Raw genomic sequence first — 23,306 nt, 5'->3', positions numbered from 1 at the left:
ACGCTCGGGACGCGCGGAAGGAAGATCGATTATTGACATGTACTCGTCAGTAATTGCGCGGTCCGGCGCCCCCCACGCACACCCCCCGCAACCCCCCACCTCCAACGCCCCGCACGGGCGTGGAAGGAGAGCCGCATGAGAAAGTCACGCCTACGTGTCACCGGCGTCAGCGCGGCGGCGCTGGCCGCCACCGGCACCCTGCTGACGTACTCGCTGTCCGCACCCCCCGCGGCGGCCGAGACCGCGGCGCCCGGCGACAACCCCTACGCGGGCAGCCAGTTGTACGTGAACCCCGACTGGTCCGCCGCGGCCACCCAGGGCGGCGGCGCGGCCATCGCCGACACCCCGACCGCCGTCTGGCTCGACAGCATCGCGGCGATCACGAGTGGCTCGGACGGCTCCAACAACATGGGCCTGCGCGAGCACATGGACGAGGCGCTGGCGCAGGGTGCCGACGCCATCCAGATCGTCACGTACAACCTGCCCGGCCGCGACTGCGCGGCGCTCGCCTCCCGGGGCGAGCTGGGCCCGACGGAGATCGACCGGTACAAGACCGAGTTCATCGACCCGATCGACGAGATCCTCGACGACCCGGCGTACGAGAGCCTCAAGATCATCAACGTCGTCGAGATCGACTCACTGCCCAACCTCATCACCAACGTCAGCGGCCGGCCCACGGGGACGCCCGAGTGCGACGTGATGAAGGCGAACGGCAACTACGTCAAGGGCGTGGGCTACAACCTGGGCACGCTCGGCGACAACGGCAACGTCTACAACTACATCGACATCGGCCACCACGGCTGGATCGGCTGGGACGACAACTTCCGGCCGACGGCCGACCTGCTGTACGAGGCCGCCAACGCCGAGGGCGCCTCGCCCGAGGACGTCACCGGCTTCGCCGCCAACACCGCGAACTACGGCGCCACCGTGGAGCCGTACTTCTCGATCAACGACACGGTGGGCGGCCGGCCCATCCGCGAGGGCAGCAAGTGGGTCGACTGGAACCGGTACGTCGACGAGCAGTCCTTCGCGCAGGCGTTCGTGTCGCAGGCGGCCCCGGCCGCCGGTTTCCCGTCCGGCATGGGCGCGATCATCGACACCTCGCGCAACGGCTGGGGCGGCTCCGAGCGGCCGACGGGCCCAGGGCCGACGAGCGGGACCGCCGACGAGTACGTGGACGCCAGCCGCACCGACCGCCGGATCCACCTCGGCAACTGGTGCAACCAGTCCGGAGCCGGCCTCGGCGAGCGGCCGACCGTCTCGCCCGCGGCCAACATCCACGCCTATGCCTGGATCAAGCCCCCGGGTGAGTCGGACGGCGCCAGCGAGGAGATCCCGGACGACGACAAGGGCTTCGACCGGATGTGCGACCCGACGTACGAGGGCAACGCGCGCAACCAGTACAACATGTCGGGCGCCCTTCCCGACGCGCCGACCTCCGGCCACTGGTTCCAGGCGCAGTTCGAGGAACTGATCGCCAACGCCAACCCGCCGGTGAACTAGCGCACGCGAGTTCCCCGTGCCCTCCGCCGCCGGCCGCCGGATCCCGGCGGCGGAGCGGCCCGGTGGCGGCCCCCGGGACGGCCGCCACCGGGCACCCACGGCGCCTCACGGGGCAGACGGTGCCAGGCGTTCACCCCCCTCACCGGGCAGCGGGGGCGCCCCGCCGGACCTCGCGCGGTCCGCCCGGCTCCCGGGATCGGCCTGGCTCCTGCCCCGCAGCCCCGCATCTCCACCTCCCACACCTCCCGCCGGGCCGCGCGCCCGCGGGCTCCCCGAGGAGACCCCCCATGTCCAAGTCACTGTCCCGCCGGCGGTTCACCGCCGCGGCCGGCGGCGCCGCCTTCGCGACGGCGGTCGCCGCACCCACCGCCGCTCGGGCCGGCACGGCCCCCGAGGAGACGACGGCGGCGGCCCCGCAGGGTCCGTACGACGACCTCTTCCTCGCCCAGTACGAGAAGATCAAGGACCCGGCCAACGGGTACTTCAGCCCCGACGGCATCCCCTACCACAGCGTGGAGACACTGCTCGTCGAGGCGCCCGACCACGGGCACGAGACGACGTCCGAGGCGTTCAGCTACTGGATGTGGCTGGAGGCCGCGTACGGCAGGGTCACCGGCGACTGGGGCCCGTTCAACGACGCCTGGGAGAAGACCGAGCAGTACATCATCCCGACCCAGGCCGACCAGCCCACCAACAGCTCGTACAACCCGGGCGCGCCCGCGACGTACGCGCCCGAGCACCCCGACGTCTCCAGTTACCCCGCCCAGCTCGACCAGTCCGTGCCCGTCGGACAGGACCCGCTGGCGGCCGAGCTGGCGTCCGCGTACGGGACCATGGACATCTACGGGATGCACTGGCTGCTCGATGTCGACAACACCTACGGCTACGGCAACACCCCCGGCACCGGCGGCCAGAACGGCCCCGGGCCCGGCCCGTCGTACATCAACAGCTACCAGCGCGGCTCGGAGGAGTCCGTCTGGGAGACGGTCCCCCAGCCGACGACGGACCTCTTCGAGTTCGGCGGCCCCAACGGCTACCTCGACCTCTTCGTCGGCGACGCCTCCTACGCGCGCCAGTGGAAGTACACCAACGCGCCCGACGCCGACGCCCGCGCCGTACAGGCCGCGTACTGGGCCCTGACCTGGGCCACGGCACAGGGCAACCAGGGCCAGATCTCCGCCTCGGTGGAGCGCGCCGCGAAGATGGGCGACTACCTGCGCTACGCCATGTTCGACAAGTACTTCAAGCGGATCGGCGACTGCACCAGCCCCACCGGCTGCCCGGCCGGTTCCGGCCGCAGCTCCCAGCACTACCTGCTGTCCTGGTACTACGCCTGGGGCGGGGCCGCGGGCGGTGGCGGCGGCTGGGCCTGGCGTATCGGCGACGGCGCCTCCCACCAGGGCTACCAGAACCCGTTCGCGGCCTGGGCGCTGTCCACCGTCCCGGAGCTGACCCCGCGCTCGCCGAGCGCGAAGAGCGACTGGTCGACGAGTCTGACCCGGCAACTGGAGTTCCTGCGCTGGCTGCAGTCCACCGAGGGCGCCCTCGCCGGCGGCTGCACCAACAGCTGGGAAGGCCGGTACGGCACCCCGCCCGCCGGCACCCCGACCTTCTACGGCATGCCCTACGACTGGCAGCCCGTCTACCACGACCCGCCCAGCAACAACTGGTTCGGCATGCAGTGCTGGGGCATGGAGCGGGTCGCGGAGCTGTACTACGCCTCGGGCAACGCGACGGCGCAGGAACTGCTGGAGAAGTGGGTGGCCTGGGTCGTCCCGGAGATCACCGCGGAGGCCGACGGCACGTTCAGCATCCCGGCAACGCTCACCTGGGAGGGCGCCCCGGACACCTGGGACCCGGCGAGCCCCGGCGCCAACGCCGGGCTGCACGTCTCGGTCGCCGAGTACGGCACGGACGTCGGCGTCGCGTCGGCGCTGGCCAAGACGCTGACGTACTACGCGGCGAAGGCCGGCGACGCCGCGACGGCCGACGTCGCCAAGCGGCTGCTGGACGCGCTGGCCGCGAACACCGACGCGCTCGGCATCGCGCTGCCGGAGACGCGGGCCGACTACGGGCGCTTCGCGGACGAGGTGTACATCCCGGACGGCTGGTCGGGCACGATGCCGAACGGTGACACGATCGAGCCCGGCGTGACGTTCATCGAGCTGCGCTCGTGGTACCGCGACGACCCGGACTGGCCGAAGATCCAGGCACACCTGGACGGCGGGCCGCCGCCGGAGTTCACGTACCACCGCTTCTGGGCGCAGGCGGGGCTGGCGATCGCCTTCGCGGTGTACGCCGAGCTCTTCCCGTCCGCCTGACACGGCGAGCCGGCCGGCGCCCCGCCACGCGGGGTGGCCGGCCGGCTTCGCCGTGTGCCCGGCCGGTCCCGTAGGGCGGAGCCTGGCCGGACCTCCCCCCGGCACCCCGGTACGGCCCCGGGCCCAACCCCCCGCACGGGCTCGTACCGGGGCTCCGACCTGCCCGGACATGGCGGGGAATAGGGTTGCGCCGACACACGTTCTCCGGTGTGATTGAGCTTTCAACCACGGAGAGGTGAGTCCGGTGCAGTTCGGTATCTTCAGTGTGGGCGACGTCACTCAGGACCCCACCACGGGTCGGGTGCCGAGCGAGCACGAGCGGATCAAGGCGATGACCGCCCTCGCGCTCAAGGCCGAGGAGGTCGGTCTCGACGTCTTCGCCACCGGCGAACACCACAACCCGCCGTTCGTCCCCTCCTCCCCCACCACCATGCTGGGCTGGATCGCGGCGCGCACGGAGCGGCTGATCCTGTCCACGTCCACCACGCTGATCACCACGAACGACCCGGTGAAGATCGCCGAGGACTTCGCGATGCTCCAGCACCTGGCGGACGGCCGCGTGGACGTGATGATGGGCCGGGGCAACACCGGTCCCGTCTACCCCTGGTTCGGCCAGGACATCCGGCAGGGCATCCCGCTGGCCGTGGAGAACTACGCGCTGCTGTACCGGCTGTGGCGCGAGGACGTCGTCGACTGGGAGGGCCGCTTCCGCACCCCGCTGCAGGGCTTCACCTCCACCCCGCGCCCGCTGGACGGCGTGCCGCCGTTCGTCTGGCACGGCTCCATCCGCTCGCCGGAGATCGCCGAGCAGGCCGCGTACTACGGCGACGGCTTCTTCGCCAACAACATCTTCTGGCCGAAGGAGCACTTCCAGCGGCTCATCGAGCTGTACCGCACGCGCTACGCCCACTACGGGCACGGCACGCCCGAGCAGGCCGTCGTCGGCCTCGGCGGGCAGGTGTTCATGCGGAAGAACTCGCAGGACGCGGTACGGGAGTTCCGGCCGTACTTCGACAACGCGCCGGTGTACGGGCACGGGCCCTCGCTGGAGGACTTCACCGAGCAGACACCGCTGACCGTGGGCAGCCCGCAGGAGGTCATCGACAAGACGCTGACGTTCCGCGAGTCCTTCGGGGACTACCAGCGGCAGCTCTTCCTGCTCGACCACGCGGGCCTGCCGCTGAAGACCGTGCTGGAGCAGTTGGACCTGCTCGGCGAGGAGGTCGTGCCGGTGCTGCGCGAGGAGTTCGCGAAGAACCGCCCGGCGGACGTGCCGGAGGCGCCGACCCACGCGGCCCGCGTGGCTGCGGCGGCCGCCGCCGAGCAGAACGACAAGGAGGAGGTGGCCAAGTGAGCGCGCTGAAGCTGACCGTGGTCTCGGCCGGGCTGAGCGTGCCCTCGTCCACCCGGCTGCTGGCCGACCGGCTGGCGGAGGCGGTACGGCGGCAGCCGGCCGACGACGACCGGCAGGTCGAGGTGCAGGTGGTCGAGCTGCGTGACCTGGCGGCCGACATCGCCCACAACACGGTCACCGGCTTCCCGTCCGCGGCCCTCGCCAAGGCGATCGACGCGGTGACGGGCGCCGACGGCCTGATCGCCGTGACGCCGGTCTTCTCCGGTTCGTACAGCGGACTCTTCAAGTCGTTCTTCGACGTGATCGGGGCGGCGGACGACGCCGCGCTGGCCGGGAAGCCGGTGCTGGTCGCGGCGACCGGCGGGACGGCGCGGCACTCGCTGGTGCTGGAGCACGCCATGCGGCCGCTCTTCGCCTACCTGCGGTCCGTCGTCGTGCCGACCGCGGTGTACGCGGCGGCCGACGACTGGGGCGGCAGCGGCGACCCGCTGACCGACACCCTGCCCACCCGCATCGCCCGGGCGGCGGGCGAGCTCGCCGAGCTGATGCACGGCCGGCAGCCGCGCCCGGCGGCCGGCGGTCCCGAGCAGGTCGTCCCGTTCGAGCAGCAACTGGCCGCGCTGCGGCCGGAGATCCGGAAGGAGTGACATGAGCGAGGAGTTCCGGGGCTTCAACGCCTTCGGTCCGGACGGCGAGCCCGCCGCGAGCCGCTGGAGCGACGCGCTGAGCATCTTCGCGGCGCCCGAGGCGGCGGACGCGTCGTCCCGCTGGGAGCAGGCCGGGGCACTCTTCGACGCGAAGGACTACGTGGGGGCGGCGAAGCTGCTGGCCGCGGTGGTCGAGGAGTTCCCCGAGCAGGTCGCGCCCCGGCTGCTGCTGGCCCGGGCGTACTACCACTCCGCGCAGTTGACCCGCGCCGAGACGGAGCTGCGCGCCGTCCTCGACCGCGACCCGGTCGAGCACTACGCCCACCTGATGCTGGGCCGCACGCTCCAGCGCCAGGGCCGCGAGGAGGAGGCGGCGGGCGCGCTGCGCACGGCGGAGGCGCTGGGCGCCTAGCGGCGGGCACCGGACGGCGGCGTGGCGGTGGGTCCGGTGCCGGCCGGTGCCGGCCTGCGGGAACGGTCGCACTGTGCACTCCCGCCCGGGGCCGGGCCGTGCGCCCGGGCGCCGGCCCGGTGGCGCACCGGCGGTCGCGGAAACACCGGCGCTTGGGGCCGCAAGGGCCGGCCGGCGGTCACCGCGCCCCCGCCGCGGCGCCGAAGGCGCTTGCGCGCGGTGGGCGCCGGTGGGCGGGACGCCGTCGCGCGGGCCGCCCACCGGGCCCCCACCACCTCCGCGTCACGGGGCCGGTCCCCCCGGGCCCGCCCCGCCTACCGGAGGCGTTCCATGATCGTCGCGTTCGCCAGGCCGCCCGCCTCGCACATGACCTGCAGCCCGTAGCGGCCGTCCACCGCGTCCAGCGCGCCGAGCAGCGTGCCCAGCAGCCGCGTGCCCGACGCGCCCAGCGCATGGCCCAGGGCGATCGCGCCGCCGTGGACGTTGACCCGCTCCGGTGCGGCGCCCACGTCGCGCTGCCACGCCAGCGGCACCGGCGCGAAGGCCTCGTTCACCTCGAAGGCGTCGATGTCGTCGATCGTGAGCCCCGCCTTCGCCAGCACCTTCCGGGTCGCCGGCACGACGCCCATCAGCATCAGCACCGGGTCGTCGCCCGTCACCGCGAAGGAGTGGAACCGCGCCCGCGGTGTGAGTCCCAGCTCCGCCGCCCGCTCCTCGCTCGTGATCAGCACGGCGGAGGCGCCGTCGGTGAGCGGCGAGGAGTTGCCGGGCGTGAGGTGCCAGCCGATCTCGGGGAAGCGCTCGGCGACGGCCGGGTCGTAGAAGGACGGCTTGAGCGCGGCGAGCCCGTCCAGGGACGTCGACGGCCGTACGGTCTCGTCCCTGCGGTGCTCCCCCACGGGCACGACGTCCCGGTCGAAGACCCCCTGCTCCCAGGCGCGTACCGCCAGGCGGTGCGAGCGCTCCGAAAACGCGTCGAGCTCCGTACGCCCCAGCCCCCACCGCGCCGCGATCAGCTCCGCGGAGTGGCCCTGGGCGATCAGCCCGCCGGGGTAGCGGGCGGCGAGCCGGTCGCCGAACGGGTCGCGGCCCACGGCGGCCGTGCCCATCGGCACCCTGCTCATCGACTCGACGCCGGCGGCCACGGCGATGTCGTACGCCCCGGCCATCACCCCCTGGGCCGCGAAGTGCGCAGCCTGCTGCGAGGAGCCGCACTGCCGGTCGACGGTGGTGCCCGGCACGGACTCGGGGAAGCCGGCGGCGAGCACGGCGTTGCGGGCGATGTTGAACGACTGGTCGGCGGCCTGGGTGACGCAGCCGGCGATCACGTCGTCGAGCCGCGCGGGGTCGAGGCCGTTGCGGTCGACGAGCGCGCGCAGCACCCCGGCCAGCAGGTCGACGGAGTGGACGCCGGACAGGGCGCCGCCGGGCTTGCCCTTGCCGGAGGCGGTGCGGACGGCGTCGACGACGACTGCGGTGGTGGTCATGGGCGTCAGCCCCTCTCTCACTCTGCTCGTCAGGGTTCTCGGCCCGGCCCGGCTACTGCAGAGTTACATACCGGGAGTACGTATGTACAGGGTACGCCGCCTAGAATGCGCGCATGAAGACCCGCAGAACGCAGCAGGAGCGCACGGCGACGACGACGAAGGACCTGGTCGGCGCCGCCCGCGTGCACTTCGCCCGGGACGGCTACGCCGCCGCTTCCCTCGACGCGATCTGCGCGCAGGCGGGCATCACGAAGGGCGCCCTCTACCACCACTTCCGTAACAAGCAGACCCTCTTCCACGCCGTCTACACGGCCGAGCAGCACCGGCTGCGCGACGCCATCGCCGACGCCTTCCGCGCCTGCCGGGACCCGTGGGACGGCCTGCGCGCGGGCCAGCGCGCGTTCCTCACCGGCTCCATCGAGCCCGGCACGCAGCGGATCACCCTGCTCGACGCCCCGGGGGCGCTGGGCTGGGCCGTGATGCGCGAGGTGCAGGCGGACTGCCGGGCGATGACGCGGCGCGGGCTGGCGCAGGCGGTCGGGGCGGGCCGGGACGGCGGTGAAGACGCCGTCCCGGCGGTGGAGTTGGACGCGATGGCGTCGGTGGTCTTCGGGGCGCTGTGCGAGTGCGCGATGGCGGTGGCGCACGCGCAGGACCCGGTCGCGGTGCTCGCGGCGTCGCTGCGGCAGGTCGACCGGCTGGTGACGGCGCTGCCCGGCGCCCCCGCCGCCCGCGCCGGGTGACCCGGTCCGCGGACCGATAATCGGTTGCCGCCGGGGGCGTTGGCCTGTGCAATGGCCGCCATGGTCACCCAGGCGCCCCCGCCGCGACGAGACGACGAGCCCGTACGCATCGGCGCCCTCGCCCCGCTCACCCCGCCCGGCTGGGCCGAGGCGGGCCGGCATCTGGTCGCCGGACTCGAACTGGCCGCCCGCGAGGTCAACGACGCCGGCGGCATCGCCGGCCGCCCCCTGGAGCTGGTGGTACGGGACACGGCCGCCGATCCGCGGCGGGCCGCGGCGGCCGTGGACGAGCTGGCCGGGATGGGCGTCGCCGCGCTGGCCGGCGAATACCACAGCGTCGTCGCCCGTACCGCCGCCGCCCGGGCCGACGCCCTCGGCGTGCCGTTCCTGTGCTCGTCTGCGGTCCTGGACGCGCTGACCGAGCAACCGGCGGACGGCATCGCGCGGATCGCCCCGGCGCAGTCCCACGGCTGGCGGCTCTACGCGGACCACCTCCTCGGCGCGGGCCACCGCCGCCTCGCCGTGGCCGCCCAGCCGAGCGTGTACTGGGCGTCCGGGACGCGGATCCTGCACGAGCGGCTCGCCCCGCGCGGCGGCACGGTGACAGAGCTGGACGTGGGCGCGCTCACCCCCGAGGCCCTGTGCGACGCGCTCGCCGGCAGCGGCGCGACGGCCCTGCTGCTGCTCGTCGGCCACCCGGAGCCCGCGGTGCCGCTCGTGCGGTCCGTACGCCGCGATCCGCGGCTGGCCGGGCTGCTGATCGGCGCCCCGGCCGGACAGCCGGAGTTCGCCGAGTGGGCGGCGCTGCTGGGCGCCGAGGGCGCGGGGGTCCCGTTCCTGCGCTATCTGCCCGAACGCCTCCCGCCCCTCGGCGTCCGTGTCGAGGCGGCTCTGCGCGAACAGCTGGCCGAGGCGCCCTCGTTCGTCGCCTTCGAGGGCTACGACACGGTCGCCGTCCTCGCCGACCTGCTGGCTCGCCGGGGTGCGGACGGGGCGCGTACCGCCTGGGAAGACGTCGCGGTCGACGGGACCCGCGGGCCGATACGGTTCTCGCGCGTGCCGGAGATCGACGTGTGGCAGTGGGCCTGGCCGCCGGTCCAGGTCGTCGACCGGGATCCGGCGGATCCCGGCCGCTTCCGGGTCCTGCACACCGGCTGAGCCGGCCGCCGCGGCCCTCGCTCAGCCCCTGGGCTGCGCGGTCCGTACGGCACGGCCGGCCGCGCTCAGCGTCTCCTTGACCTCGCCGATCCGCAGATCGCCGAAGTGGAACACCGATGCCGCCAGCACCGCGTCGGCGCCCGCGTCGACGGCCGGCGGGAAGTGGTCGAGGCGGCCGGCGCCGCCGCTGGCGATGACCGGGACGGTCACGCGCTTGCGGACGGCGGCGATCATCTCCGTGTCGTAGCCGTCCTTGGTGCCGTCGGCGTCCATCGAGTTGAGCAGGATCTCGCCCGCCCCCAACTCCGCGGCCCGCTCGGCCCATTCGACGGCGTCGAGGCCCGTACCGCGCCGCCCGCCGTGCGTGGTCACCTCGAAGCCCGAGGGCGTCGCCGCGCCGTCGCCGCAGCGCCGCGCATCGGCCGAGAGGACCAGCACCTGGCTGCCGAAGCGGTCGGCGATCTCGCGGATCAGCTCCGGCCGGGCGATGGCCGCGGTGTTGACGCCGACCTTGTCGGCGCCCGCGCGCAGCAGCCGGTCCACGTCCGCGACCGTACGCACGCCGCCGCCGACCGTGAGCGGGATGAAGACCTGCTCCGCCGTGCGGCGCACGATCTCGTACGTCGTCTCGCGGTCGCCGGAGGAGGCGGTGATGTCGAGGAACGTCAGCTCGTCCGCGCCCTCCGCGTCGTACACCTTGGCCATCTCGACGGGATCGCCGGCGTCGCGCAGGTTGCGGAAGTGGACGCCCTTGACGACCCGGCCGCCGTCCACGTCGAGGCAGGGGATGACCCGGACCGCCAGGCTCATGCGCCGGCCGCTTCCCGGGAGCCGCCGGGGCGGTACGCCTCGACCTCGACCTCGACGACCAGCCGCGAGTCGACGAAGCCGGAGACGATGATCAGCGACGCGGCGGGGCGGATGGCGTCGAACAGCTCCTTGTGCGCCCCGCCGACCGCCTCCACGTCGCGCGCGTGGGTGAGGAACATCCGGGTCCGCACGATGTCCTCGCGCTCCAGGCCGATCCTCTTCAGCGCCTCGAACGCGACGCCGAAGGCGGTCATCGTCTGGGTGTGCGGATCGCCCTCGCCGACGATCACGCCGTCCACGACGGACGTGCAGCCGGCCACCAGCACGAGGCCGTTGGGCAGCTCCACCGCGCGCGAGTAGCCGAACTCCTCCTCCCAGGGGGCTCCGGACGAGATACGACGTACGCCGCCACCGGCCATCAGGACACCGCCTCCAACGCCTCTTCCATCGTGAACGCCTTCGCGTAGAGCGCCTTCCCGACGATCGCCCCTTCGACTCCCTCCGGGACCAGCGTGGCGAGAGCCCGCAGGTCGTCCAGGGAGGAGACACCGCCGGACGCGACGACCGGCCGGTCGGTGGCGGCGCAGACGTCGCGCAGCAGTTGCAGGTTGGGACCCTGGAGCGTGCCGTCCTTGTTGATGTCGGTGACCACGTAGCGCGCGCAGCCCTCGGCGTCGAGCCGGGCCAGCGTCTCGTACAGGTCGCCGCCGTCGCGGGTCCAGCCGCGGCCGCGCAGCGTGGTGCCGCGGACGTCGAGGCCGACGGCGATGCGGTCGCCGTGCTCGGCGATGACCCCGGCGACCCACTCGGGGGACTCCAGGGCGGCGGTGCCGAGGTTGACGCGGGTGCAGCCGGTGGCGAGGGCGGCGGCCAGCGACGCGTCGTCGCGGATGCCGCCGGACAGCTCGACCTTGAGGTCCATCGCCGCGACGACCTCACCGATGCGGGCGCGGTTGTCGCCGGTGCCGAAGGCGGCGTCGAGGTCGACGAGGTGCAGCCACTCGGCGCCGGCGCGCTGCCAGGTCAGGGCGGCCTCCAGCGGGTCGCCGTAGCCGGTCTCGGTGCCGGACTCGCCGTGCACGAGGCGTACGGCCTGGCCGTCGCGGACGTCGACGGCGGGCAGCAGCTCCAGGGCGGTGGTCATCTCGCGGGGCGTCATCAGAGGGTCTCGATCCAGTTCTTGAGGAGGAGGGCACCGGCGTCGCCGGACTTCTCGGGGTGGAACTGGGCGGCCCACAGGGGTCCGTTCTCGACGGCTGCGACGAACGGCTCGCCGTGGGTGCTCCAGGTGACGGCGGGCGGGGAGATGCGCGGGTTGTGCACCTCCAGCTCCCAGCGGCGGGCGGCGTAGGAGTGGACGAAGTAGAAGCGCTCCCCCGCCTCGATGCCCGCGAACATCCGTGAGCCGGGCGCGATCTCGACGGTGTTCCAGCCCATGTGCGGCACGACCTCGGCCCGCAGCGCCTCGACCGTGCCGGGCCACTCGCCCATGCCGTCGGTCCGTACGCCGTGCTCCACGCCCTGCTCGAAGAGGATCTGCATGCCGACGCAGATGCCCAGCACGGGCCGGCCGCCGGCGAGGCGGCGCTCGACGACCCAGTCGCCGCGGGCCTCCTTCAGCCCGCCCATGCAGGCGGCGAAGGCGCCGACGCCGGGCACCAGCAGGCCGTCCGCGGCCATCGCCCGGTCGTAGTCGCCGGTGATCTCCACCTCGGCGCCCGCGCGGGCGACGGCGCGCTCGGCGGAGCGGACGTTGCCGAAGCCGTAGTCGAAGACGACGACGCTCTTGCGCCCGCCGCCCCGGCCCTCGCCGCGGCGGGCGGCGGGCACGGCGGCCGGCGCCGCCGCGGCCCCGGGCCCGGTGGGAGCGGTGGAGGCGCCGCGGTCGCTCAACCCCACACCCCCAGCCGCAGGATGCCCGCGGCCAGCGCCATCGCGGCGCCGAAGGCGAGCACGGCGATCACGTTCTTCGACTGGCCCTGCTTGACGAAGGAGATGACGCCGCCGAGCAGGAAGAGCCCCACGAAGATCAGCAGGATCGACAGGCCGTTCATGACAGCGCGCCCTTGGTCGACGGGATGCCGGTCTGCCGCGGATCGATCTCCGCGGCGTAGCGCAGGGCGCGGGCCAGGGCCTTGAACTGGCACTCCACGATGTGGTGTGCGTTGCGCCCGTAGGGCACGTGGACGTGCAGCGCGATCTGCGCCTGGGCGACGAACGACTCCAGGATGTGGCGGGTCATCGTCGTGTCGTAGTCCGCGCCGATCATCGGGGCCATGCCCTCGGGCTCGGTGTGCACCAGGTACGGGCGGCCGGACAGGTCGACGGTGACCTGGGCCAGCGACTCGTCCAGCGGCACGGAGGCGTCGGCGAACCGCACGATGCCGCGCTTGTCCCCGAGGGCCTGCCGGAAGGCGGCGCCCAGGGCCAGCGCGGTGTCCTCCATGGTGTGGTGGCTGTCGATGTGCAGGTCGCCGTCGGTCTTGACGGTGAGGTCGAAGAGGCCGTGGCGGCCCAACTGGTCGAGCATGTGGTCGAAGAAGCCGACGCCCGTCGACACTGAGACCTCGCCGCGGCCGTCGAGGTTCAGCTCGACGACGACCGAGGTCTCCTTCGTGGTGCGCTCGACGCGGCCCACGCGGGTCATGAGTTGCTCTCCTTCTTCAGCGCGCGCACCGCATCGAGGAACGCGTCGTTCTCCGCCGGGGTGCCTGCGCTGACGCGCAGGAAGCCGGGCACGCCGTTGTCACGGACCAGCACGCCCGCGTCCAGCAGCCGCGCCCACGCGGCGTGCGCGTCCGGGAAACGGCCGAACTGGACGAAGTTGGCGTCGGACTCGGTGACCTCGCAGCCGAGCGCGGTCAGCTCCGACACCAGCCGGTCCCGCTCCTGCTTGAGCTGTTCGACGTACTGGAGCAGGGTATCGGTGTGCTCCAGGGCGGCGAGCGCGGTGGCCTGGGTGACGGCGGACAGGTGGTACGGCAGCCGGACGAGCTGGACCGCGTCGACCACGGCGGGGTCGGCGGCGAGATAGCCCAGCCGCAGGCCGGCGGCGCCGAACGCCTTGGACATCGTGCGGGTGAGGACGAGCCGCGGGCGGCCCTCGATCAGCGGCAGCAGCGACGGGCGGTGGCTGAACTCGCCGTAGGCCTCGTCCACCACGAGCATCGAGGGGCCCGCGGCCTGCGCGGCGTCGTACAGCCGCAGGACGGTCTCGCGTTCGACCGCGGTGCCGGTGGGGTTGTTCGGCGAGCAGACGAACACCACGTCGGGGCGGTGCTCGGCGAGGGCGCGCTCGGCGGCCTCGACGTCGATGGTGAAGTCCTCCCGCCGGGGGCCGGAGAGCCAGCGGGTGCCGGTGCCGCGGGAGATGAGGGCGTGCATCGAGTACGACGGCTCGAAGCCGAGGGCCGTGCGGCCGGGGCCGCCGAACGTCTGCAGCAGTTGCTGGATGACCTCGTTGGAGCCGTTGGCCGCCCATACGTTCGCGGTGCCCACCTCGTGCCCGGCGGTACGCGACAGGTAGCGCGCCAGCTCGGTGCGCAGCTCGACCGCGTCCCGGTCGGGGTAGCGGTTGAGGTGGCGGGCGGCCTCGGTGACGCGCTCGGCGATGCGCCGGACCAGGGGCTCGGGCAGCGGGTAGGGGTTCTCGTTGGTGTTCAGCCGGACGGGCACGTCGAGCTGGGGCGCGCCGTACGGGGACTTGCCGCGCAGCTCGGCGCGGACGGGCAGGTCGTCGATCGCGGTCACGGCTGCGGCACCTTCCACTCGAACCTGGCCTTCAGCGCGGCCCCGTGGGCGGGCAGGTCCTCGGCCTCCGCGAGGTTGACCACGTGCGCGGTGACCTCGGCGAGGGCGTCGCGCGTGTAGTCCACGACGTGGATGCCCTTGAGGAAGGACTGCACGGACAGGCCCGAGGAGTGGCAGGCGCAGCCGCCGGTCGGCAGCACGTGGTTGGAGCCGGCGCAGTAGTCCCCCAGCGAGACGGGGGCGTACGGGCCGACGAAGATCGCGCCGGCGTTGCGCACCCGGGCGGCGAGCGCGGCGGCGTCGGCGGTCTGGATCTCCACGTGCTCGGCGGCGTAGGCGTCGACGACGCGCAGGCCGGCCTCCAGGTCGTCCACGAGCACGATGCCGGACTGCCGGCCGCCCAGCGCGGCGGTGATCCGCTCGACGTGCCGGGTCGCGGCCACCTGCGTCTTCAGCTCGGCCTCGACGGCCTCGGCCAGCCGCTCCGAGGGCGTGACGAGCACGGCGGCGGCCAGCTCGTCGTGCTCGGCCTGGCTGATGAGGTCCGCGGCGACGTGCGCGGCGTCCGCGGTGTCGTCCGCCAGGACCGCGATCTCGGTGGGGCCGGCCTCGGCGTCGATGCCGATACGGCCCTTCAACAGGCGCTTGGCGGCGGCCACATACACGTTCCCCGGGCCGGTGACGAGGTCGACGGGGGCGCACTCGTCCGTGCCGTACGCGAACATGGCGACGGCCTGGGCGCCGCCGGCCGCGTACACCTCGTCCACGCCGAGCAGTGCGCAGGCGGCGAGGATCGTCGGGTGCGGCAGTCCTGCACCCCACGAGTTCGGCACGTCCTTCTGCGGGGGCGAGGAGACGGCCAGCGACGGCACGCCCGCTTCCTGAGCCGGCACCACGTTCATCACGACGGACGACGGATACACGGCCTGGCCACCCGGCACGTACAGCCCGACACGGGCGACCGGCAGCCAGCGCTCCGTGACCGTCCCGCCGGGGACGACCCGCACGGCGGTGTCGCCGCGGCGCTGCTCCCGGTGGACGATGCGGGCGCGGCGGACCGACTCCTCCAGCGCGGCGCGCACCTTCGGGTCCAGCTCGGCCAGCGCGCGCCGCAGCGCCTCCGCGGGCACCCGCAGCCGCTCCAGCGCCACTCCGTCGAAACGCTCTGTGATCTCGATCACCGCCGCGGTGCCACGATGGCGGACGTCCTCGCACAGCGGGCGCACCTTCTCCAGGGCGGCCTCGACGTCGAGCTCGGCACGGGGCAGCAGGTCGCGGTCGATGCCGCCGCCTGCATCGGAAGCGGTGGCGGAGCCGCGCAGATCGATTCGGGAGATCACGTGTCCAAGTCTCTCAGACGGCCCCGGGCCCCGGCCCGGTTGTCCACAGGATGGACCGCAAAATCGTCACTGTCAGTACCTGGTACTAGCGTTCAGTGTGCCGTCCCAAGGGGAATCAGAGCCGTACGGGACGGACGCGGGCAGACCAGGGGAGCGTGTCGTTGACCGCTGCACAGCACGACCGGGCGGAGCCGCCCGAGGACCTTTCGGCGACGGAGCGGGGGCTGTGGGAAGCCTTCCAGGAGGGAGCGACATACGATCTGCGTTCGCGCGATCCCGGGCAGAACGACCCGGCGGGGCTGCACGTCTGGGGAGCGGAGCGCAGCGTGCGCGCCTCCTTACTCGCCCGGCTCCTGCTGCACGGCCCGCCGGCCCGCCCCGGCCGGGTGTCGTCCCTGAAGCTGGCCGGAGCGCTCGTCACCGGCACGCTCGACCTCTCCGGGGGCCGCGTCGAGCCGTACGTGGAGCTGCGCAACTGCCGCTTCGAGAACGAGATGCTGCTGCCCGAGTGCTCCTTCGCCACGCTGCGCCTGGTGGAGTGCTCGGTCCCGCGGCTGGAGGCCGCCCGGCTGACCACCAGCGGCGACATGCACATGCCCCGGTGCACCGTGGACGGCGGCATCCGGCTCACCGACGCCCACATAGGCACGGACCTGCTGCTCAGTCAGCTCACCGTCGGCCGTGACCGGCGCGGCGTGGCCGTCGCCGCCGACGGCATCACCGTCGGCCAGGACCTCCAGGCCGACCTGCTCCAGGCGCACGGCGAGCTGCGGATGCGCGGCGCGACCGTCGGCGTCTCGCTGAACCTGAGCGGCAGCGTCCTGCGCAACCCGTACGGCAAGCGCGCGCTCAACGCGCCGCAGCTCACCGTCGAGCGCTCGCTGCACATGGGCCCGGCGGCGGTCCCCGAGGCCGCGACGGGCGGGGCCACGCCCCCGTACGGAATCAGCGGCCACACCCCGCCGCGCGGCACGCGGATGCAGCGCTTCGAATGCCACGGCGGGCTGCGGCTGGACGACGGCCGCTTCGGCGACTCCGTGGACTTCGACGGCGCGCGCTTCGTGATGGATCCGGAGCAGGAGATGTCCATGCGCCGGATCCAGACGCCGGAGCTGCGCTTCATGTGCCGCGAGCCGGAGGGCGGCAAGGTGGTGCTGTCCGGCGCCCGGGTCGTCAACCTCCGCGACAAGTACACGAGCTGGCCGGGACCCGGCCGGCTGGCGATGGCCGGCTTCTTCTACGAGCACCTCATACCCGTCGGCGCCTTCCCGCTGGTGCACCGGCTGGAGTGGGTGGAGGCCGCCACCCCGGAGTTCTCCCCCGAGCCGTACGAGCTGCTGGCCGCCGTCCTGCGCAACACCGGCGAGGACCACGACGCCCGCGAGGTCATGCTCGCCAAGCACCGCCGCCAGCGCGAGACGCTGTCGCTGACCGGCAAGGCGTGGGGCCTGCTGCAGGACTGGACCGTCGCGTACGGCTACCGCCCCACCCGCGCCGTGGTGTGGATGGCGGTGCTCTGGGCGGTCGGCTCGCTGTACTTCTCGCGGCAGGATCCACGCGCGCTGCGCCCCGGCGAGGGGCCCGAGTGGAACCCGCCGCTCTACGTGCTCGATCTGCTGCTGCCCGTCATCGACCTGGGCCAGGACAACGCCTGGCATCAGTCGGGGCATTACCAGTGGACGGCCACGGTGCTCGTGCTCGCCGGCTGGGTGCTCGCCACCACGGTGGCGGCCGGCGTCTCCCGTGCGCTGCGCCGCCAGTGAGGTACCGGCCGGGACCGTTAGGATCCGCCTGTGACCACCGCACGCCTGCCCCTCTTCCCGCTGAACGCGGTGCTGTTCCCGGGCCTCGTCATGCCCTTGAACGTGTTCGAGGAGCGGTACCGGGCGATGATGCGCGACCTGCGCAAGCTGCCCGAGGCGGAGCGGCGGTTCGGCGTGGTGGCGATCCGGGACGGCCGCGAGGTCGCGCCCACGGGTCCCGGCCTGCCCGACCAGACCGCGCTGCCCGCGCGCGGCCCCGCGGCCGGCTTCGGGGCCGACCCGATGCAGGCGTTCTACGGCGTCGGCTGCGTCGCGGACGCGGCGACGATCCGGGAGAAGGACAACGGCGGGTACGAGGTGCTGGTCACCGGCACCCGCCGGTTCCGGCTGCTGTCGGTGGACACCTCCGGCGAGTATCTGACCGGTGAGGTCGAGGCGCTGCCGGAGCAGTCGGGCGAAGGCGCGGGCGTGCTGTCCGCGGCGGTCGTACGGGCCTTCAGGACGTACCAGAAGAGGCTGGCCGGCGCCCGCGAACGCTCGCTCGGCGCGGCCACGGAGCTGCCGGACGAGCCGTCGGTGCTGTCGTATCTCGTCGCCGCGGCCGCCGTGCTGGACACCCCGTCGAAGCAGCAGCTCCTCCAGGCCCGGGACACCGCCGCGCGGCTGTCGGCGGAGCTGAAAATCCTGCGGCGCGAGAGCGCGGTGCTGGGTAAGCTCCCGTCGCTGCCCGCGGTCGACCTGACGCGGACCCCGACGAGCCCCAACTGACCCCGGTTCCTTTCCCCATGGCCAAGAAGAAGCAGGCCGGATCCACGCCGGCCACGGTGGCGCTGACCAAGGCCGGCGCCGAGTTCACCGTCCACGCGTACGCCCACGACCCCGCCGCCGCCTCGTACGGCGAGGAGGCGGCCGAAGCGCTCGGCGTCGATCCGGGCCAGGTCTTCAAGACCCTGGTCGCCGAGGTCGACGGCGCGCTGACCGTCGCGATCGTGCCGGTCTCGGGCGCCCTGGACCTCAAGGCGCTGGCCGCGGCGGCCGGCGGCAAGAAGGCCGTCATGGCGGACCCGGCGCAGGCCGAGCGCACCACGGGCTACGTCCGCGGCGGCATCTCCCCGCTGGGCCAGCGCAAGCGGCTGCCGACGGTGCTGGACTCCTCGGCCGCGGAGCGGCCGACGGTCTGCGTCTCCGCGGGCCGGCGCGGTCTTGAGGTGGAGCTGTCGCCGACGGTGCTGGCGGAGCTGACGGGCGCCGTCGTGGCGCCCATCGCGCGCGACGGCCGCTGACGCGGCGCCGGGCTGAGGGGATCCCCGCTAGGCAGGCCGGCGGCCGTGGTTGGCCTTGCCCTTGCGGGTACGCCACTTGCGCTTGCGCGTCTTCTTCGACATGTCCAGGTCATACCGGAGGGCACGGAATCCGTCCAGGTTCCCCGCAGCCCTCCCCCCGGCGGGCGGGCCGTTCGGCACCGCGTACCCTCGTAGTTCGTGAGTACGCGCAGCGAAGCGGCGGGTCCTGCCGCGGCCGGGACCACCGCCCCGCCGGGCGCGGTGGTGTGTGCCGTGCGCGATCTCGTCAAGACCTATCCGGCATCCCGCGAGAGCCGGCGGCGGCGCAGGGCGGCCCGCCGGGACGGCGAGCGGGCCGCGGGGCCCGTACGGGCCTGTGACGGCGTCGGTCTCGACATCCACGCCGGCGAGATCTTCGGCCTCCTCGGCCCCAACGGCGCCGGCAAGTCCACCCTCGTACGCCAGCTCACCGGTCTGCTGCGGCCCGACTCCGGCAGCATCGAGCTGTTCGGCCACGACCTCGTACGCCGCCCCGAACTGGCCGCCCGGCTGCTGGCGTACCTCGGCCAGGAGTCCACGGCGCTCGACGACCTGACGGTGGCGCTGGCCGCCGAGACCACCGCCCGGCTGCGCGGCCTGCCCGCGGCCGCGGCCCGCGCCGAGCGCGACGCGGTCCTCGGCGAACTCGGCCTCGACCCCCTCGCCGACCGCCCGCTGCGCCGGCTCTCCGGCGGCGAGCGGCGGCTGGCGTGCGTGGCCGCGGCGCTGGTCGGAAAGCGCCCGCTGCTGGTGCTGGACGAGCCGACCACGGCCATGGACCCGGTGGCCCGCCGCGCCGTGTGGGCGGCGATCGACCGGCGCCGGGCCGAGCACGGCGCGACCGTGCTGCTCGTCACGCACAACGTCATCGAGGCCGAGACCGTGCTCGACCGGGTCGCGGTGCTCGACCGCGGCCGGGTCATCGCCTGCGACTCCCCCGCCGGACTGAAGGCCCTGGTGGGCGGGGAGGTGCGGGTGGACCTGGTCTGGCGCGACGAGCCGCCGCTGGACCTGCCGCAGCTCGCGGAGCTGGCCCGCACCGCCCGCCGCACGGGCCGGCGCTGGACGCTTCGGCTGCCCGAGGAGGCGGCACGCGCCGCGGTCGCGGCGGTCACGGGCGGTCCCGCGTTCGCCGCGCTGGACGACTTCACGCTGACGACGCCGAGCCTGGAGGACGTGTACCTGGCCCTCGGCGGGCGGGACGAGGGACTGGTGAAGGCATGACGGACGGACATCTCGGCCTCGCGCAGGCCCCGCCCGGCGGCTCGGGGCCCGCGGACACGGGATCGGCGGCGCCCGTCTCCGCCCCGGCGAACGGGACCGCAGGGGGGACTGTGATGCCGAACGGAGCCGCCGAGGGCACCGGCAAGGACTCCGCCCGCCCCGCCGCCTCCGTCCCGCTGGCGCCCCGCGTGCCGCTCTTCCCCGCCCTCGCCGCCGTCTACCGGGCCCAGCTCTCCCGCGCCAAGGTGGCCCGGCTGCCGCTGTTGTTCGTCGCCACCTTCCAGTCCATCGGGATCATGGTCCTGATGCGTGGCGTGGTCGACGCCGAGGCGCGCAGCTCCGAGGCGCACGCCGTGGTCGCCGGGTCGACGGTGCTGATCGTGGCCTTCGTGGCGCTGAACCTGCTCGCCCAGTACTTCGGCCAGTTGCGCGCGACCGGCGGCCTCGACCACTACGCGACGCTCCCGGTGCCGCCCGCCGCGGTGGTGCTCGGCGCGGCCGGCGCGTACGCCTCGTTCACCGTGCCCGGCACGGTCGTCACGGCCGTGACCGGCAGCCTCCTCTTCGAGCTGCCGCTGACGCACCTGTGGATCCTGGTGGCCGTCGTACCGCTGTCCGGCGCGGCGCTGGCCGGGCTCGGGGCGGTGCTCGGGCTGCTGGCGCCGCGGCCGGAGCTGGCGACGCTCTGCGGCCAGCTCGGCATGTCGGCGGCGCTGCTGCTCGGGGTGCTGCCCGCGGAGCGGATGCCCGGGCCGGTCTCCTTCGCGCGCGACCTGCTGCCGTCCACGTACGGCGTGGAGGCGCTGATGGAGACGTTCGCGCCAGGCCCCGACTGGGCCGCGGTCCTCGCCGACCTGGGGGTTTGCGCCGGTGTCGGGGTGCCCGCGCTGGCGGCGGCGACGTGGGCGTACCGCCGGGCGGCGCTGCGCTCGTGAGCCCGGGCGGTCACGGCGACATTCCGAACGACCGTCCTGGCTACGGCCGCCGGCCCCGGCCCTGGCACGATGACGGGGTGACCGCTCCCCTGACACCGCACGAGCAACCCCCGCACGAGCAGCCGGGCCACAACCCGTGGCAGTACCCGCCCGCCTCCGGCGCCCCCGGCAGTACACCGGGCGGCAAGCGCGGCCGGAAGTCCGGGGGCGACGACACCGACCTCGCCGGGGAGCTGTGGCAGGCGTTCCTGGTCATGGTGGGCGTGGCGGCGCTGGGCCTGCTGCTGGGCTTCCTGTGGGAGCAGTTCGCGCCGCGGGTGCCGCTGGTGGTGCGCGGGGGCGAGGCCTGGCTGAGGCAGAGCGAGAGCGAGGACGCCGTCTCCATCGACGGCACGTTCGCGCTGCTGGGGCTCGCCTTCGGCGCGGTGACGGCGGTGGCGGTGTTCCTGTGGCGGCGCCGCGGGGGGATGCCGCTCGTGCTGGGGCTGGCACTGGGCTCGCTGATCGGGGCCGTGGTGGCCTGGCGGTTCGGCATCTGGCTGGGCCCGCCCGGGAACGTGGAGGAGCGGGCGAGGGAGATCGGCGACGGCGGCGGCTTCGACGCACCGCTGGAGCTGAAGGCCAAGGGCGCGCTGCTGGCGTGGCCGGGGGCGGCGATGGCCGTGCACCTGGTGCTGACCGGGCTGTTCGGACCGCGCGACCCCGAGCCCGAGGCGCCCCCGCCGCCGACGGGCGGCTGGCAGGGCTGGGGCTCCCCGACCTCCTGAGGCGGGGTGGGCGTCCGGTTCGTACGACGGACTCACGGCGGGCGTACGACGCCGCTCGGCCGGGTCCGCGGCCGCTACGCCTCCGGCTCCGCCGCCTGGGCGTGCTCGGCGGCGGAGCTGACGTCCACCTCGCGCCAGAACCCGGCCCGGATCGCGTACCGGTCCCGCTCGTCGATCTGGTCGTCCTTGTGCGCCAGCAGCCCGAAGCGGGCCGCGTAGCGCAGCAGCTCGCCGTCGATGCGGTGCGGGATACGCGGATACTGGCCGGCCAGCAGCCGCAGCTTCGCCTGGTCCGCCAGCCGCTCCATCCAGCGCCTGGCGAAGACCTGCCCCACCTCGAACGGGTCGCCGCCGATGACGGTGATGTCCTCCTCGCGGTCCGCCCAGCGCTGCTCCGCGGTGGTGAGCTGGGCGAGCGTGGGCAGCCCGGCGATGTCCGGCGGCTCCGCACCCGGCCGCTCCACCCAGCCGCGATCGGACGACCAGCGCAGCGTGGCGTTGCCCGCGGGGTGCCCGTGGCGGCCCTCGGGCACGGTGGGGCGGCCCAGGCCCGCGAGGTCCTTCGGGGTGGGCACGCCGCCCTTGCCTCCCGGGTCGTCCTCGTCGTCCGGTACGGCGTCGGGGGCCGTACCCGCGTCGTCGTGGCGGCGCTCGGTGACCGGGGCGGTGGCCTGCGCGGTGCCGTTGGCGACGGCCGTCTGCTTGCCGGCGACGGAGGTCTCCGAGGGCGGGGCGGAGAGGATCGCGGCGATCTCGGGCCGCGGCACGGGGCTCGGGGCGCAGATGCCGGTGAGGTCCTTGGCCTGCATGGCACGGGTGATCCAGGCCCGGTCGAGCACGCGTCGCTCGTCCGCCTCGGCGACGAGGTCCTCGGACTGGTTGTAGTCGCCGTCGGCGGCCTGGACCGCCCACAGGTGCACGGCGACGCCGTGCTCCTTCGCGGACATCATCCCCGGCAGCAGGTCGCCGTCGCCGGTGACGAGCACCACGTCGGCGCAGGCGCGGTTACGGGCCAGCTCGGTCAGCTCCGCGTGCATCGCGGCGTCGACGCCCTTCTGCGCCCAGCGGCCGTCGCTGCGGGTGAGTGCGCCGAGACGGACGGTGACGCGGGACATCACGCGCAGCCGCCGGTGTTCGGGCTGCGGTACGCGGTCGGGGGCGCCGTCGAACCAGTAGATGCGCAGCAGCCGCTGTCCGGTGTCGGCCTCGGCCTGGTCCCGCAGACCCTGGATCAGCGCGGGGTGGTCGACGGTGATCCGGGAGCGGGCGGGCTCTCCGGCGAGCAGGCTCGCGGCGGCGCCCAGCAGGTAGCCGGCGTCCACCAGGACGACGCAGCGGTCCACGATGCACCCTCTTCTCAGCCGGTTCCGGGCCCGTGCCGCGGAGTTCACGTCGGGTTGCCTTCGAGTCTGCCCCACTGAGGGGTGGTTAACAGCAGGGCATCGATCATCGGCGTGGCGGACACCGATGCCCGGCCATGAACAGCACGTACTACGCACGGTAATTATCCGACATGCGAGGCATCTCAGGCCGTGCGAAGGTGATCTTGGCGGGGGTCCGCGCCTGTAAAGGATCAGTGATGGGTAAGCGCAAGAACCGCGAGAAGAGGCAGCAACAGCATTCCCACCGGGACAAATACGCCGGGTCGCCGGCGGGCATACCCGACCGCGGCCGGAGGCAGTCCTTCGACGAGCCGCCGCCGGACGACACCCGGGCCCAGGCGCCCGCGGGCGACGCCGGCGGGCGTCCCCGGGCCGGGGAGCGGTGAGC

24 protein-coding genes are annotated in these 23,306 nt (G+C 73.9%); 14 read left to right on the top strand and 10 right to left on the bottom strand.

The window, feature by feature from the left end:
* The first annotated feature begins 135 nt into the window (after positions 1–135).
* The 5 genes from ABGA99_RS09785 (at position 136) to ABGA99_RS09765 (ending at position 6,237) form a co-directional block, all read left to right on the top strand.
* Positions 136–1,503: a glycoside hydrolase family 6 protein gene (locus ABGA99_RS09785; RefSeq protein WP_347575505.1), complete on the top strand. Its 1,368-nt coding sequence runs from the start codon at positions 136–138 to the stop codon at positions 1,501–1,503.
* A 287-nt stretch (positions 1,504–1,790) separates the two neighbouring features.
* Positions 1,791–3,824, top strand: coding sequence for a glycoside hydrolase family 48 protein (locus tag ABGA99_RS09780; protein WP_347575504.1), 2,034 nt, complete (start codon positions 1,791–1,793; stop codon positions 3,822–3,824).
* Positions 3,825–4,068: 244 nt separating this feature from the next.
* A complete protein-coding gene (locus tag ABGA99_RS09775) occupies positions 4,069–5,178 on the top strand; it encodes an LLM class flavin-dependent oxidoreductase (RefSeq protein ID WP_347575503.1) in 1,110 nt (369 codons plus the stop codon).
* On the top strand, positions 5,175–5,825 hold the full coding sequence (locus tag ABGA99_RS09770; protein WP_347575502.1) for an FMN reductase: 651 nt from the start codon (positions 5,175–5,177) through the stop codon (positions 5,823–5,825). The genes ABGA99_RS09775 and ABGA99_RS09770 overlap by 4 nt, the downstream gene beginning before the upstream one ends.
* 1 nt (position 5,826) lies before the next feature.
* On the top strand, positions 5,827–6,237 hold the full coding sequence (locus ABGA99_RS09765; protein ID WP_347575501.1) for a tetratricopeptide repeat protein: 411 nt from the start codon (positions 5,827–5,829) through the stop codon (positions 6,235–6,237).
* Between the two features lie 314 nt (positions 6,238–6,551).
* Here ABGA99_RS09765 and ABGA99_RS09760 read toward each other — a convergent pair whose 3' ends face one another.
* Complete coding sequence (locus ABGA99_RS09760; RefSeq protein ID WP_347575500.1) at positions 6,552–7,724, bottom strand: thiolase family protein; 1,173 nt, start codon at positions 7,722–7,724, stop codon at positions 6,552–6,554.
* Positions 7,725–7,837: 113 nt separating this feature from the next.
* Here ABGA99_RS09760 and ABGA99_RS09755 point away from each other — a divergent pair, with 113 nt between their 5' ends.
* The gene (locus tag ABGA99_RS09755) at positions 7,838–8,467 is read left to right on the top strand and encodes a TetR family transcriptional regulator (protein WP_347575499.1); all 630 of its coding nucleotides are present in this window, start codon (positions 7,838–7,840) and stop codon (positions 8,465–8,467) included.
* 51 nt (positions 8,468–8,518) lie between these two features.
* Positions 8,519–9,625 (top strand): ABC transporter substrate-binding protein, encoded by a 1,107-nt coding sequence (locus ABGA99_RS09750; protein WP_347575498.1) that lies wholly within the window; start codon positions 8,519–8,521, stop codon positions 9,623–9,625.
* Between the two features lie 21 nt (positions 9,626–9,646).
* Here ABGA99_RS09750 and hisF read toward each other — a convergent pair whose 3' ends face one another.
* From hisF to hisD, 8 genes are read right to left on the bottom strand one after another with little or no spacing between them, the layout of a single operon-like run.
* Positions 9,647–10,435, bottom strand: coding sequence for an imidazole glycerol phosphate synthase subunit HisF (gene hisF / locus ABGA99_RS09745; RefSeq protein ID WP_347575497.1), 789 nt, complete (start codon positions 10,433–10,435; stop codon positions 9,647–9,649).
* A complete protein-coding gene (locus tag ABGA99_RS09740) occupies positions 10,432–10,854 on the bottom strand; it encodes a Rid family hydrolase (protein WP_347575496.1) in 423 nt (140 codons plus the stop codon). Before ABGA99_RS09740 ends, hisF begins: the two co-directional genes overlap by 4 nt.
* On the bottom strand, positions 10,854–11,594 hold the full coding sequence (priA, locus tag ABGA99_RS09735; RefSeq protein WP_326795367.1) for a bifunctional 1-(5-phosphoribosyl)-5-((5-phosphoribosylamino)methylideneamino)imidazole-4-carboxamide isomerase/phosphoribosylanthranilate isomerase PriA: 741 nt from the start codon (positions 11,592–11,594) through the stop codon (positions 10,854–10,856). The genes ABGA99_RS09740 and priA overlap by 1 nt, the downstream gene beginning before the upstream one ends.
* Positions 11,594–12,328: an imidazole glycerol phosphate synthase subunit HisH gene (gene hisH, locus ABGA99_RS09730; RefSeq protein WP_347575495.1), complete on the bottom strand. Its 735-nt coding sequence runs from the start codon at positions 12,326–12,328 to the stop codon at positions 11,594–11,596. The genes priA and hisH overlap by 1 nt, the downstream gene beginning before the upstream one ends.
* Entirely contained in the window at positions 12,325–12,489 is a 165-nt protein-coding gene (locus ABGA99_RS09725; protein WP_347575494.1) for a hypothetical protein, read from the bottom strand. The genes hisH and ABGA99_RS09725 overlap by 4 nt, the downstream gene beginning before the upstream one ends.
* Positions 12,486–13,082 carry an imidazoleglycerol-phosphate dehydratase HisB gene (gene hisB / locus ABGA99_RS09720; RefSeq protein ID WP_347575493.1) on the bottom strand — a complete coding sequence of 199 codons (597 nt, stop codon included), beginning with the start codon at positions 13,080–13,082 and terminating at the stop codon, positions 12,486–12,488. Before hisB ends, ABGA99_RS09725 begins: the two co-directional genes overlap by 4 nt.
* Positions 13,079–14,185, bottom strand: coding sequence for a histidinol-phosphate transaminase (locus ABGA99_RS09715; RefSeq protein ID WP_347575492.1), 1,107 nt, complete (start codon positions 14,183–14,185; stop codon positions 13,079–13,081). Before ABGA99_RS09715 ends, hisB begins: the two co-directional genes overlap by 4 nt.
* Positions 14,182–15,525 (bottom strand): histidinol dehydrogenase, encoded by a 1,344-nt coding sequence (hisD, locus tag ABGA99_RS09710; protein WP_347575491.1) that lies wholly within the window; start codon positions 15,523–15,525, stop codon positions 14,182–14,184. Before hisD ends, ABGA99_RS09715 begins: the two co-directional genes overlap by 4 nt.
* A 161-nt stretch (positions 15,526–15,686) precedes the next feature.
* Here hisD and ABGA99_RS09705 point away from each other — a divergent pair, with 161 nt between their 5' ends.
* From ABGA99_RS09705 to ABGA99_RS09680, 6 genes are all read left to right on the top strand, one after another.
* Positions 15,687–17,288: an oxidoreductase gene (locus ABGA99_RS09705; RefSeq protein WP_347575490.1), complete on the top strand. Its 1,602-nt coding sequence runs from the start codon at positions 15,687–15,689 to the stop codon at positions 17,286–17,288.
* A gap of 30 nt (positions 17,289–17,318) precedes the next feature.
* Positions 17,319–18,056 carry an LON peptidase substrate-binding domain-containing protein gene (locus tag ABGA99_RS09700; protein ID WP_347575489.1) on the top strand — a complete coding sequence of 246 codons (738 nt, stop codon included), beginning with the start codon at positions 17,319–17,321 and terminating at the stop codon, positions 18,054–18,056.
* Positions 18,057–18,073: 17 nt separating this feature from the next.
* Positions 18,074–18,571: a Cys-tRNA(Pro) deacylase gene (gene ybaK, locus ABGA99_RS09695; protein ID WP_347575488.1), complete on the top strand. Its 498-nt coding sequence runs from the start codon at positions 18,074–18,076 to the stop codon at positions 18,569–18,571.
* 273 nt (positions 18,572–18,844) lie between these two features.
* On the top strand, positions 18,845–19,834 hold the full coding sequence (locus tag ABGA99_RS09690; RefSeq protein ID WP_347575726.1) for an ABC transporter ATP-binding protein: 990 nt from the start codon (positions 18,845–18,847) through the stop codon (positions 19,832–19,834).
* 113 nt (positions 19,835–19,947) lie between these two features.
* Positions 19,948–20,769, top strand: coding sequence for an ABC transporter permease (locus ABGA99_RS09685; protein ID WP_347575487.1), 822 nt, complete (start codon positions 19,948–19,950; stop codon positions 20,767–20,769).
* A 77-nt stretch (positions 20,770–20,846) separates the two neighbouring features.
* Positions 20,847–21,536, top strand: coding sequence for a hypothetical protein (locus tag ABGA99_RS09680; protein ID WP_347575486.1), 690 nt, complete (start codon positions 20,847–20,849; stop codon positions 21,534–21,536).
* Positions 21,537–21,610: 74 nt separating this feature from the next.
* Here the strand turns inward: ABGA99_RS09680 and ABGA99_RS09675 are convergent, their stop codons facing one another.
* Positions 21,611–22,879, bottom strand: coding sequence for an NYN domain-containing protein (locus tag ABGA99_RS09675; protein WP_347582474.1), 1,269 nt, complete (start codon positions 22,877–22,879; stop codon positions 21,611–21,613).
* A 236-nt stretch (positions 22,880–23,115) separates the two neighbouring features.
* Here ABGA99_RS09675 and ABGA99_RS09670 point away from each other — a divergent pair, with 236 nt between their 5' ends.
* Complete coding sequence (locus ABGA99_RS09670) at positions 23,116–23,304, top strand: hypothetical protein (RefSeq protein WP_347575484.1); 189 nt, start codon at positions 23,116–23,118, stop codon at positions 23,302–23,304.
* Positions 23,305–23,306: the final 2 nt, after the last annotated feature.

It is taken from the genome of Streptomyces sp. B5E4 (assembly GCF_039871555.1).
Taxonomy (GTDB): domain Bacteria; phylum Actinomycetota; class Actinomycetes; order Streptomycetales; family Streptomycetaceae; genus Streptomyces.
This window is presented reverse-complemented; position numbering and strand designations above follow the sequence as displayed.